Genomic DNA, 11,762 nt, shown 5'->3' on the forward strand with positions numbered 1-11,762 from the left:
TATGGAACCCCGGGGGCCCCGGTTTCATATTTTGTAAAATGGGTGCAAAAATAGTAAAATTTTGGGCTCTGTGGTTAATGCAGGGGATGCACGGGCATCTTACTATTACATTAATAGTTTATATTTGGTACATGTTAGCTACCCTTAAAATACTATGGAACAGCCTGAAAATGGCGCTGATGGAGCTAAAAGTAAATAAGCTGCGCACTTTTCTTTCCCTGCTGGGCATTACCATCGGCATCTTCTGCATTATTGCCGTTTTTACCGTAACAGACAGTATGGAAAAGAACATCCGGAGCGATGTACAGGCCCTGGGCAGCGACGTGATTTATATACAGAAGTGGCCCTGGGGCGGCGGGGGAGAATACCCCTGGTGGAAATACATGAACCGGCCCGAGCCCGAGCATAAGGAGCTGAAGACGATACAGGACAAGGTGCAAAGCGCTTCCTATGCGGCCTTTGCTTTTTCGGCCTACAGCAAAAAGGTGGAGTATAAGGATGATTATATGGACGGGGTGGAGATAATGGCGGTAACGCAGGATTTTGACAAGATACAGAACCCCCAGATCATTACCGGGCGCTATTTTACCGGTAATGAGAATAGCTCCAATGTGGTGATCATGGGCGCCAATATATGGGAAGGGCTGTTCAGCACTGCAGATGCGGCTTTGGGCAAAGTGGTGCATGTAGCGGGCCGGCCCTGTAAGGTAATAGGGCTGCTGAAGAAAAAAGGGGAAAGCCTGCTTGGCGGTATTAACTATGACAACGCGGTGATAGTGCCTTACGGTTACGGACGTACTATTATGGATGAGCGCCGTTTCGGCGATCCTTATATTATGGTGAAGGCGAACCCCGGCGTAGCGCTGGTGCAGCTGAAAGACGAGCTGCGCGGTATAGAACGCGCCATGCATCGCCTGCGCCCCCGGGAGGAAGACGATTTTTCGCTGAACGAGATCACCACGCTGAGCAGCAACCTGAACGGGCTGTTCGCTGTTCTGAACATTGCCGGGGGCATTATAGCCATATTTGCGCTGATCGTGGGTGGTTTCGGAATTGCCAATATCATGTTTGTTACCGTAAAGGAGCGTACCAATATTATAGGGCTGAAAAAGGCCATTGGCGCGCGGCGCAGCGTTATTATGATGGAGTTTTTGCTGGAAGCTATCGTACTGTGCCTGATAGGGGGAGGACTGGGATTGCTGTTCGTTTATACAGGTACGTTACTGGCGGCCGGCGGGCATAGCTTTGCCATTGTGCTGTCGCTTAAGAATATTATACTGGGCCTGGCCATATCTACTATTGTAGGCATCGTGGCCGGCTTTATACCGGCGTTTACCGCATCCAAGCTGGACCCGGTGGTGGCTATCCGCAGCAACTGATGCGGATGTGCGGATATGCAGATGTGCAGATGAAGGTAAATGCGCGGATGTGAAGATTAATGTACTTTAGCAATTCAATCAAAGCTGTTCTTCCATGAAATCAAGGGTATATGTTGCCATTGCCGCAATTTGCGCGGCACTTTTTGCATTTTCCTGCAGCAGCACCAACCATGTTGCCGGTGGCGGCGGCCGGGGCGACTGCCGTTTTGAAGGCATTGTAATGGATATGCGGGGACTGGATGGCTGTGGCCTGATGATAGTGCTGAACGACAGCGCCCATACCCGTTTGCAGCCGGTAGTGCTAACAGATACCAGCTTTCACCTGCAGCCCGGGCAGCGGGTACGGGTGAACTATACAGAGCTGCACGACCGTATGTCTAACTGCATGTCGGGCAAGCTGGTGCGTATAGATTGCATTAAGGCGCAGTAGCAATAAAACGGTAAATGCTGTAGTTTTGCACCTATGCCCGTACATATTTTAGCTATAGAGTCATCCTGCGACGAAACCAGCGCTGCCGTACTTACAGACGGTAAAGTGCTGAGCAACATTATTGCCAATCAAACCGTACATGAGCAATACGGCGGTGTGGTGCCGGAACTGGCATCCCGCGCGCACCAGGAGAACATTGTGCCCGTGGTGGATATGGCTTTGAAAAAGGCGGGGGTACAGCGCAGTGAGCTAAGCGCCATTGCCTTTACCCAGTCGCCGGGGCTAATAGGCTCCCTGCTGGTAGGCAGCTGTTTTGCAAAAGCCATGGCCCTGGCGCTGGATATACCGTTGATAGCCGTGCATCACATGCAGGCGCATGTGCTGGCCAACTTTATTGAGGACCCTCAACCCGCTTTCCCTTTTTTATGCTTAACCGTTTCCGGCGGCCACACGCAAATAGTGCGCTGCGACAGCCCGCAATCCATGCAGGTGATAGGCGAAACGCTGGACGATGCCGCGGGTGAAGCTTTTGATAAAAGCGCCAAGCTACTGGGATTACCTTATCCCGGCGGGCCGCTGATAGATAAATATGCGAAAGAAGGGAATGCCGCCCGCTTTAAATTTCCCGAGCCGCAGATACCGGGGCTGAACTTCAGCTTCAGCGGGCTAAAAACCGCTATCCTGTATTTTCTGCAGGAGCACCAGCAGCAGGATCCGGGGTTTGTGCAGGCCAACCTGGCCGACATTTGCGCATCTATACAGGAGCGGATCATCAGCATATTGCTGCATAAGCTGGTAAAGGCGTCCAAAGAAACCGGCATAAAGCAGGTAGCCATTGCCGGCGGCGTAAGCGCCAACTCCGGTTTGCGGAAGGCCCTGCAGCAGTACGGTGAAAAGTATGGCTGGCAGTGTTACATCCCTAAATTTGAATATTGCACGGACAATGCAGCCATGATAGCCATCACGGCCTGGTATAAATACCTGGCGGGTGATTTTACAGGGTTGGAGGCAACGGTAAGCGCGCGTAGTTAATTACGAATTGATTGGAGCGAATGAGAACCGGGAGTATTAGAACAGTGGGCGCTGCACTTAATTTTCTTCATCTGCACATTTGCACATCTGCATATCTGCACATCTGCTCATTTTCCCTTGGCTAACAATTATTTCCAGTTCAAACAGTTTACGGTATACCAGGACCAGTGCGCCATGAAGGTGTGCACAGATGCCTGCATACAGGGCGCTTTTACAGCGCAGTACCTGGCAGGGCAGGGAAGGGTGGTAAATACCATACTGGATATTGGCGCAGGCACCGGCTTGTTAACCCTGCTGCTGGCGCAGCAGCTACCGGCCGCCATTACAGCTATAGAGCTGGATGCTGCGGCGGCGGCACAGGCGCGGCAGAATTTTGCGGCATCGCCCTGGGCTGCAAGGCTGCAGGTAACGGAGGCGGACATACGCACATTATCCCCCCATAACCTGTACGATCATATTATTACCAATCCCCCTTTTTATGAAGGCAGCCTGAAAAGCGGTAATGCATTGCGCAACCAGGCCATGCATGCTACCACGCTCAGTTATGAAGCGTTGCTGCAGGCCGTTGCGGCGCATTTGCAGCCGCATGGCAGTTTTTCCGTGCTGCTGCCTTATGCGGCTTTCCCCGTCTTCCGGCAGCTGGCGGCAGGCGCCGGCTACTATCCGCAGCAGCTGCTGGAAATAAAGCAAAGCGTAAGGCATGGGTATTTCCGTACGGTAGGCATTTTCAGCCGGCAGCCCGCGGCGCCGGTAGTCAGCACACTGTCTATCTATGATGATAAGAACATGTATACGCCGGCCTTCAGCGCACTGCTGCGGCCTTATTACCTCTATTTATAAGCGGGGGTCCCGGTAAAGGGAATGATGTTGCTAATGATAGGCATCGTTGGCCTTAGTTTTCTGTAACCGTAACGCCAAAGCTGCAGTCCGAGCTGCCGGCAGATACAGGTATCACCGTATTTCCAAACTCCCCGGGAATGCCCGCGCCGTAAATGGTAATGGTTTGGCGTCCTGTGTCGGTAAAGATGCCTACATCGGAAAACACCATGCCGTTCACTGTTGCGCTGGTTACAGACCACATGCCGGGGGTAATAACCATTACCTCCAGGGTAACCTTGTTATCTTCCGTTAAATACTGCCCTGATACGTACCTGCCTTCTACTGTTGTATTTGAGCACAGGCCATTGTCCGATACCAGCTGAAAGTTGGCAAAGGTATCGATATTCACGGAGGTGTCTGGCGGAGGGGTTACGGTGGTATCTGAAGTGTCGGGCGGGGCGCCGGTAGTATCGGTAATACCGCCGGGGTACGGTATTTCCTGGCTCAGCTCACGCTTGCAGGAAAATATCATACAGCATAGCAGCGCAATAACTATAACGGGGGCGTTGGCATAACGCATAAGCTGTTCTATTAGGTAATATGGGGTAATTGACTCTCCTGTAAATATACGCTTTCTACCGGATGGCCGCTACTAGTCCCGTACATATCCTTCGAGGTAGGCAAATCTTTCTGTAAGCCGGCCGTTCTTAACAATTGTTGCTTTTTCAATAACAGGGCTGTTGGGTTGAAGGAGGTCCTCAAACACATATTTCATGAGCTGGTCACCGAAGTACTGGGAGGCGTCGCGTGGCAGCTCATTGGGCAGGTTGCTGACGCACATCATATCTACCGAGCGGGATAGGCCCGGGGCCGTGCGCTCGTGGCTGATACGGTCTACCCCGTACACCGGGTTGTCAATAGTTGAGTCGGACAGGTTGCAGGGGACGGAGCCGTTGGTGTCGTCGGTAATATCGGCTATGACCTGTATGCGGAAGTTGTCTTTAGCCAGGTCGGCCCAGGTAAAGAGGGGTGGAATACGTTCGTCCCAGTAGATACCGTTCATAAGTATATCGCTGACGGTAACATAGGGCAGAAAGCGGCATTCATATGCTTCGGGGTGCTGGTGGAAATCGTCGCGGCTATAGGTTTTATCGCTGCGGCGCAGGTATAGCTCGCCGGCCTTCAGCTGTGTGTACACGGGGTAGGCATAGGTATTGATAAGGTACTCCTCCGGGGGGATGTACTTGATGCCCAGCATGCCCATTACTTCCAGGATGCCTGCCGCCACGCGGCCGGAGCCGGTGATCACGATCCGGAGCGGGGGTAGCTTGATGCCGAAATAATGTTTTATCAGCTCCTGCAGATCATGGCAGGTATGCACGGGGCGGTACTGAAACAGGCCTGTTCTTTTGCCGTACGCCAGCAGGCCGTTATGGGCGCCTACCACGCCGGCAAAGAAGCCGAAGCCGAGTATTCGCTGGCCATCGTCGTGCACCAGGCATTCATAATCTATGAGGGTAATGTTATGGTTAATGATATGCTGCAGCATGGCCTGGTTGTTCGGCTGCTGTTTTTTGGTGTGTGAAAAAAAGAGGTAGGTTTTGCCGGGCAGCAGCTTTTCTTTTGGCACCTCTTTAATACCCATAAGGATGTGGCAGTGGGAGAGGTCCTCCGCCAGCGGAATGCCGGCCTCCATGTATTCGCTGTCGGTAAAGCAGCGGTGGGGGGAGGGCTGTACGGTAATGCGTACGTTGGGATAATTAAGTAGTATCCATTGGCATTGCTGGGGGGTGAAGGCGGTGCGGTTATCGTGTGGTAGTTTTTCTTCTCGTATAAGGCCGATGTGGATAATATCAGTTTTTTGCATGGGTTCAATTTACGTAATAACAGGGTTTTGTGCGGGGCGTTGAGGGAGAAAATATTTATTTGAGGTTCCGGGAAAATTTTCTACATTTGCGTCCCCGCGATTGTAAGATATTTTTTGCAATGGTGGATTGCCCGGATGGCGGAACTGGTAGACGCGCTAGACTCAAAATCTGGTTATCGCAAGGTAGTGCAGGTTCGATTCCTGTTCCGGGCACGGTGAATGAAAAGTGTCAAATTTCAGGCAGCTGAAAACTGCCGCAAAAGTTTGACACTTTTTTATTGCAGTCAACTAATCCGGGCGGTTACTGCAATGCTTGTCCCGGGCGCCACACAAAAATTCACTATCCTTTTCCTTTACTCAATTAAACCCTGCCCGGAATTCCAGCGGACTTTGCCCGGTTTTGCTTTTAAAGAGCTTGTGGAAGGATTGTGCGTGTTCAAAACCCAATTCATACGCTATTTCGTTTACTGATAAACTGGTGGTAGATAATTTCTCTTTCGCTTTTTCAACCAGTTTTTCATGAAGGTGTTGTTGTGTACTTTTCCCTGTGAGTGTTTTCAGCAAACTGCCTAGATAGCCGGTTGATACGTTCAGGGAGGCGGCAATAAACTGAACAGAAGGCAATCCTTTTGTAGTCAGGTCTTTACTGTTAAAATAGCTGTCAAGAAGCGCTTCCATTTGGTCTAGCAGCCGATGATTGCTTATTTTTCTTGTAATGAACTGTCTTCGATAAAACCGTTTTGAATAATTGAGCAGGGTTTCAATTTGTGAAATGATAATGCTTTGGCTGGATTCGTCGATGTTGGTATGATACTCTTGTTCTATATTCTGAAGGATGTTATTTAAAATTGTTTCTTCCTTGCCGGAAAGAAACAATGCTTCATGTATTGAATAGCTGAAGAAATCGTATTGCTTTATCTCTTTTGCCAACCGGGAGCCCCATAAGAAGTCGGGATGGATCAGCAACATCCAGCCCGACCGCTCTTCGTTTGATTTGGCTTCCGGTTCAATCCTGAATACCTGCCCCGGCGCAATAAAAAACATAACGCCTTCGTCAAAATCGTATTGTTGTTGCCCATACTTTAATTTGGCGTTCACTCCTCTTTTTAGTGATACCTGGTAGAAATCCAATACCCAGTTTACATCACTGATATTCTCCGGGCGTACGATGTTACTATAATCAATTACGCTGATCAGTGGATGTTCGGGCTGGGGCAAGCCCCGCAGGCGATGAAATTCGCTGATGGTTTTAATGTTTTTTGTCTGCCGTTGCATAGTGCAAAATTAAAAAAGCCATGAATACACACCCCCTGCGTATTCATGGCGCCTGATTTTAACCGCGGTTATAAGCGCCGGCGAATTCTTTGGCAAAGTCGTCCAGCTTTACTTTACCTAACTGCGGGCGATTTTTGTAGTAGTCTTCATACAGCAAGCCATTGCCCTGGCTTCTTTGCATTTCTATAAAACCTTTTGCTACCTGTTCATTAAAGCCGATAGCCAGCCAGCCGCTCAGCAGCTGCTCGCCGGGGATGACTTTCCACTGCAGATCGGGTTTGCCGATAGCTTTGCCAAGGGCTTTGGCAACTTCGTTGGGTGATACTTCATCGCTTGCTACATAGCGAACCGTTCTGCCGGCAAATGGTTGCCCAATTTCTCCGGCAATAACATCTGCAATATCCAATGGCGATACCCAGGGTTCTTTTGTATCGCCGCCGTAGTTGGAAATAATATGCCCCTGCTTTTTTATCACAGGGATAAAGCTGAACAGGTTGATGTAAAAACCAACGGGACGAATGAACTTAATGGATATATCATCCGGCAGTTCACGCAGCAGTTTTTCTACTTTATGATGAAAAAGAAGGATGCCGTTTCCCTTGTTCATATGTGCACCGATGCTGCTCAAATGCACTACCTTTTTTACGCCCGATTGCTCAACCGCATATTTGTAGTTACGCCCTATTTGTTCAATAGCCCCAATAAAGTCGATGTTTTTATCGAACATATCGCCTGCCGCTTCCATGGTTTCCATAAGGTAAACAACATCTGCGCCCTTGAAAGCGCCTGCCAGGAATGCCGCATCCTGCATGGCCCCGATAGCGGCTTTAGCGCCCAGTGCTTCAATATCTTTTTTCCTGTCAGGCTTGCTGCTGATGACGGTTACAGCATGTCCTTCCGATAATAGTGTTGTTGTAAGCGGCTTTCCAATGTTGCCGAGCGATCCTGTTAATACGATATTCATTTTTTATCTTTTTTTGATGCTGCAAAGCTCCGTTGTTGTTGGAATGCGTTTGTAGCCGGAATCACTTTTGTTGTAGCCGGATTTAATTAAGATGCTCTAAAATCGCGCAGTAACTGTTCATTTTCGAACACTTTTGCTTTGCTTAATTTCGCAAAACGTTGTTTGTAAAGGATCTTATAATTGGCATAGGCGTTGGGGTGGTTTTTAGTGCCGGGTGCGCCGGGGGTGTTATCGCCTGCATCACACATCAAAAACCAGTTTTTATGTTTAAAACAAACATTAAAATCGCCTGGAGAAATCTTTTAAAAGACAAGCAGTTTACATTTTTAAATGTGTTTGGCTTATCTGCCGGACTTGCATGTGCATTACTTATTTTTCTTTGGGTGAATGATGAAGTGAGCTATGATAAGTTCTTTTCAAATGATGATCGCTTATATAAGCTATTTGAACAAAGAAGTAATGATAATGGGTATGTTGCTTATTCAGAGGAATCGTCGGGCCGGTTAAGTGATGCCGTTAAGATGTCAATACCGGAAGTTGAGTACGCGGCTGCTGTTGCTCCTCCGGGTTGGTTTCCGCAAATCACACTTTCAGCAAACGATAAAAATATTAAGGCAAACGGTCAGTATGCAGAAAAAGATTACTTCAATATTTTTTCCTTTCCATTGATTGACGGCAACAGGAATAATGTGCTTGTGAATAATAATTCAATTGTATTAAGTGATGACCTTGCAGTTAAATTATTTGGCACCACAAATAATATTATAGGAAAGGCGGTGAGCTTTAATCATGATACCACATTTTTCGTATCAGGTGTATTTAAAAAAATGCCTGCTAATTCTTCCCAGCAATTTGATTTTGTGTTGTCGTTTGATTACCTTAGAAAAGTAAGCACCTGGGTAACTGACTGGTACAGTACGGGGCCATTAAATTATGTTTTATTAAGTCCAAATGCTGATGTAAATAGTTTTAAAAGAAACGTTGCAAACATTATTAGGAAAAATACTGACGATACGGGCAGGTATGTTTTTCCCATGAAATTTTCTGATGTTTACCTGCATAATAATTACAATGGCAATGTGCAAAGCGGCGGAAGAATAGCGTATGTAAAATTGTTTGCCATACTGGCTGTGTTTATATTGGTGATTGCATGCATTAACTTTACGAACCTTTCTACAGCTAAGGCTGCACGCAGGTTTAAAGAAGTGGGTATAAAAAAAGTTGTTGGTGCAGAACGAAGGCAATTAATATTTCAATTTCTTACCGAATCGTTTTTGCTTACTGTTTTTGCGATGTTTTTTGCGATGGTGATTACTGTATTGCTATTGCCGGCATTTAATCAAATAACCGGAAAAAGTATTTCACCTGATTTTTCATGGAAGATGATTGCCGCTGTTATTTGCATTGCTTTAATCACCGGTTTTGCTGCGGGCAGTTATCCTGCGTTATATATTTCTAAATTCAATCCGCTGTCTATTTTGAAAGGCAGGTTGAATACTTCTGTGGCGGAGCTATTGTCCAGGAAAGGGCTGGTTGTTTTCCAGTTTTCTTTATCAACCGTTTTAATTGTAGCTGTGTTTATTATTTACCAGCAAATACAATTTATTCAAGCCGCGGATCCAGGTTACAATAAAGATAATTTATTGCGCATAGCAGCAGAAGGAAACCTGGCAACAAGACAAGATGCATTTATTGCAGCGTTAAAAAAGATCACCGGGGTTAAAAATGCAAGCGCAACAGACCACCGGATGGTTGGCCACAACTATGCATCTAGCGGTTTACACTGGCCTGGAGAGGACCCAAACAACGGTGTTGTATTCGAGATTTTTGGCGCCGGGTATGATTTTATTGAAACAATGGGTATGCATATAAAGGAGGGGAGAAGTTTTTCAGAAGACTACGGTTCGGATTCATCGGCATTAATTGTGAACGAAGCAGCGGTTAAGGCAATGCAAATGAAAGATCCTATTGGTAAAACAGTGCGGTTTTTCGGGAAAAATATGCAAATTATCGGTGTTGTGAAAGATTTTCATTTTGAGTCAATGCATGAAGCCATAAAACCGTCTGTTTTAAATATTGTGCCAAGAGGCGGAACGATTGTCGCAAACATCCAAAGCAATAACCGGCAGGCAACAATCAATGCGATACGGCGTTTGTATGAAAGCTTCAATCCCGGCTTTCCATTCACATTTAATTTTTTAGATGAAGCATACCAGCAGCAATACGAAAGTGAAACAAGGGTGTCTGCACTGTCAAAATATTTTGCCGGATTGGCCATCAGTATTTCGTGCCTTGGCCTGTTTGGATTGGCTGCGTTCACTGCACAAAAAAGAAGAAAGGAAATCGGGATAAGGAAAGTAGTTGGCGCGTCGGTAGGCAATATCACCGCAATGCTGTCAAAGAATTTTCTGAAGCTTGTTGCCATCTCTTTGCTGATCGCATTTCCTGTGTCGTGGTGGATAATGAACCAGTGGCTGCGAAGTTTTGCTTACAGGATAAATATAACCCCATGGGTTTTTGTTATAGCAGGTTTTTCAGTTATTATAATCACATTATTAACAATAAGCTTTCAGTCGATTAAAGCGGCAATAGCAGATCCCGTGAAGAGTTTAAGGGCGGAATGAAAGACGTCTATTCGACAACCATGAGCACAGGGAAAACGGGCGCTAACGGCTGGCTGCGGAATAAGTATCAGCAACAAATCGCTTGCCAGCAGTAGTTGGGGCAGACAGCGTTTTATTGACCATTATTTATAAATTCGGCTGTACTCAGCGCTAACTTTGTTAGGCCTAATGGGTGTATAGCTATATTCCGATGGTATCTGCCTGAGAAACCTTGCCCGGTTAATTTTTCAGCGCCTTTTTGTATTTATTAAGCGTTTCTTCATACTCAATAATGTCGTAATCAAACACTCGCCCGTTGAACTGCGGATCCTTTATTTCCGCTTTTGCGAGGATGACGGCTTTTTCCTGTGCTTTCACGGCATTCTTTATATCGCCGGCTTTGCTGTAAGCAAGCGCCATCTCATCGTACAAACCTGAAAATTGTGCGTCTTCCAACGCTTTGCTGAAACCATCTGCAGCAAACAGGTAAGTTTCGCTGGAAAGGCCGTCTTTATCACAGATAGCCATTGCAATCAATTTAGCTAATGCATTATTTTCCTTCAATAGTGCTTTTGCATAGTTCATAGCTTCTGCCTCCGGGAAATTAGCAAGCAATATTTTTAATTTTTCAATTTTCAAAGGAACCATCAATAACAGCTCTTTATTGATGCCATCATCAATTGCCTGAAACGCCTTTGCAAAATCTTTTGTTTTAACGGCATCCTGTACAGTAGTCCATATGGTTACCATCTCATTGTTCAGCATTGACATTGACGCAGCCTGCACCTCATAGTTTTTTTTGAAGGCGGCTACATCAAAGCTGTCCCTGAGAATGGGTTCTATAACGTTATCGAGGCCGGCGGGGTTCCCGATCCATACAATCTCTCCTTTGCTGACTATAAAAGTAGTGGGTATGCTGTTAATGCCTGCCGGTTTTAGCCAGGCATTTGCCATGTCCTGCGCATTGTTATCAGTGATGATGTTATACCGGATGCGGTTGGCGCTGCTGTTTACAAAACGGGTAACGTTGGGGAGCGAAGATTCATAAGGTTTGTCGCCCGTTCTTTCCCACACGTTCACACCTATAAAAGTGGCTTTGTCCTTGTATTTGTCCGACAGATCTGATAAATGCGGCATGGCGCCAATACAGGGGCCGCACCAGGTGGCCCAGAATTCGAGCACGTACAGGCGGTCGTTGCTGTAAACGTTAACGGGCGTGCCTTTCAGCCATTTGGAATATTTAACAGCGGGAGCGGCGTCACCAATATGAAGGGTAATAGCTTCTGCTGCGCTATGGTCCTGGGCAGTTACCACAGTGGCCATCAGGATAATAATCGCAGGCAGTATGCTGGTTTTGCGTAATAGCATGGAATTGCACTAATATGGCAATAAA

Annotated in this window: 10 protein-coding genes and 1 tRNA gene; 6 read left to right on the forward strand and 5 right to left on the reverse strand. The window is 47.0% G+C overall.

Annotation, left to right across the window (positions count from 1 at the left end; translation table 11 throughout):
- Positions 1–131: 131 nt before the first annotated feature.
- The 4 genes from VFS25_RS22600 (at position 132) to VFS25_RS22615 (ending at position 3,681) form a co-directional block, all read left to right on the forward strand.
- A complete protein-coding gene (locus VFS25_RS22600) occupies positions 132–1,379 on the forward strand; it encodes an ABC transporter permease (protein WP_326464452.1) in 1,248 nt (415 codons plus the stop codon).
- A gap of 94 nt (positions 1,380–1,473) precedes the next feature.
- Positions 1,474–1,809: a hypothetical protein gene (locus tag VFS25_RS22605; protein WP_326464453.1), complete on the forward strand. Its 336-nt coding sequence runs from the start codon at positions 1,474–1,476 to the stop codon at positions 1,807–1,809.
- Between the two features lie 33 nt (positions 1,810–1,842).
- Positions 1,843–2,841: a tRNA (adenosine(37)-N6)-threonylcarbamoyltransferase complex transferase subunit TsaD gene (tsaD, locus tag VFS25_RS22610; RefSeq protein ID WP_326464454.1), complete on the forward strand. Its 999-nt coding sequence runs from the start codon at positions 1,843–1,845 to the stop codon at positions 2,839–2,841.
- 117 nt (positions 2,842–2,958) lie between these two features.
- On the forward strand, positions 2,959–3,681 hold the full coding sequence (locus tag VFS25_RS22615; protein WP_326464455.1) for a tRNA1(Val) (adenine(37)-N6)-methyltransferase: 723 nt from the start codon (positions 2,959–2,961) through the stop codon (positions 3,679–3,681).
- A gap of 52 nt (positions 3,682–3,733) precedes the next feature.
- On the opposite strand, the gene VFS25_RS22620 is transcribed toward VFS25_RS22615, so the two are convergent.
- Both VFS25_RS22620 and VFS25_RS22625 read right to left on the reverse strand, forming a co-directional pair.
- Positions 3,734–4,240 (reverse strand): hypothetical protein, encoded by a 507-nt coding sequence (locus VFS25_RS22620; RefSeq protein ID WP_326464456.1) that lies wholly within the window; start codon positions 4,238–4,240, stop codon positions 3,734–3,736.
- A gap of 72 nt (positions 4,241–4,312) precedes the next feature.
- Positions 4,313–5,527, reverse strand: coding sequence for an NAD(P)-dependent oxidoreductase (locus VFS25_RS22625; protein ID WP_326464457.1), 1,215 nt, complete (start codon positions 5,525–5,527; stop codon positions 4,313–4,315).
- A gap of 129 nt (positions 5,528–5,656) precedes the next feature.
- Here VFS25_RS22625 and VFS25_RS22630 point away from each other — a divergent pair.
- Positions 5,657–5,740 (forward strand) — tRNA-Leu (locus VFS25_RS22630).
- A gap of 144 nt (positions 5,741–5,884) precedes the next feature.
- Here the strand turns inward: VFS25_RS22630 and VFS25_RS22635 are convergent.
- Complete coding sequence (locus tag VFS25_RS22635; protein ID WP_326464458.1) at positions 5,885–6,802, reverse strand: helix-turn-helix transcriptional regulator; 918 nt, start codon at positions 6,800–6,802, stop codon at positions 5,885–5,887.
- 58 nt (positions 6,803–6,860) lie between these two features.
- Positions 6,861–7,766: an NAD(P)H-binding protein gene (locus tag VFS25_RS22640; protein ID WP_326464459.1), complete on the reverse strand. Its 906-nt coding sequence runs from the start codon at positions 7,764–7,766 to the stop codon at positions 6,861–6,863.
- 263 nt (positions 7,767–8,029) lie between these two features.
- Here VFS25_RS22640 and VFS25_RS22645 point away from each other — a divergent pair, with 263 nt between their 5' ends.
- Positions 8,030–10,390 carry an ABC transporter permease gene (locus tag VFS25_RS22645; RefSeq protein WP_326464460.1) on the forward strand — a complete coding sequence of 787 codons (2,361 nt, stop codon included), beginning with the start codon at positions 8,030–8,032 and terminating at the stop codon, positions 10,388–10,390.
- A 219-nt stretch (positions 10,391–10,609) separates the two neighbouring features.
- Here VFS25_RS22645 and VFS25_RS22650 read toward each other — a convergent pair whose 3' ends face one another.
- Positions 10,610–11,737: a TlpA disulfide reductase family protein gene (locus VFS25_RS22650; RefSeq protein WP_326464461.1), complete on the reverse strand. Its 1,128-nt coding sequence runs from the start codon at positions 11,735–11,737 to the stop codon at positions 10,610–10,612.
- Positions 11,738–11,762 lie beyond the last annotated feature (25 nt).

The sequence above is a fragment of the Chitinophaga sp. genome (genome assembly GCF_035761305.1).
Classification (GTDB): domain Bacteria; phylum Bacteroidota; class Bacteroidia; order Chitinophagales; family Chitinophagaceae; genus Chitinophaga.

Bases quoted from the DNA above. Each gene is read 5' to 3' on its own strand.
- VFS25_RS22600 (WP_326464452.1), top strand. From the start codon at position 132: ATGTTAGCTACCCTTAAAATACTATGGAACAGCCTGAAAATGGCGCTG.
- VFS25_RS22605 (WP_326464453.1), top strand. From the start codon at position 1,474: ATGAAATCAAGGGTATATGTTGCCATTGCCGCAATTTGCGCGGCACTT.
- tsaD (WP_326464454.1), top strand. From the start codon at position 1,843: ATGCCCGTACATATTTTAGCTATAGAGTCATCCTGCGACGAAACCAGC.
- VFS25_RS22620 (WP_326464456.1), bottom strand. From the start codon at position 4,240: ATGCGTTATGCCAACGCCCCCGTTATAGTTATTGCGCTGCTATGCTGT.
- VFS25_RS22625 (WP_326464457.1), bottom strand. From the start codon at position 5,527: ATGCAAAAAACTGATATTATCCACATCGGCCTTATACGAGAAGAAAAA.
- VFS25_RS22635 (WP_326464458.1), bottom strand. From the start codon at position 6,802: ATGCAACGGCAGACAAAAAACATTAAAACCATCAGCGAATTTCATCGC.
- VFS25_RS22640 (WP_326464459.1), bottom strand. From the start codon at position 7,766: ATGAATATCGTATTAACAGGATCGCTCGGCAACATTGGAAAGCCGCTT.
- VFS25_RS22645 (WP_326464460.1), top strand. From the start codon at position 8,030: ATGTTTAAAACAAACATTAAAATCGCCTGGAGAAATCTTTTAAAAGAC.
- VFS25_RS22650 (WP_326464461.1), bottom strand. From the start codon at position 11,737: ATGCTATTACGCAAAACCAGCATACTGCCTGCGATTATTATCCTGATG.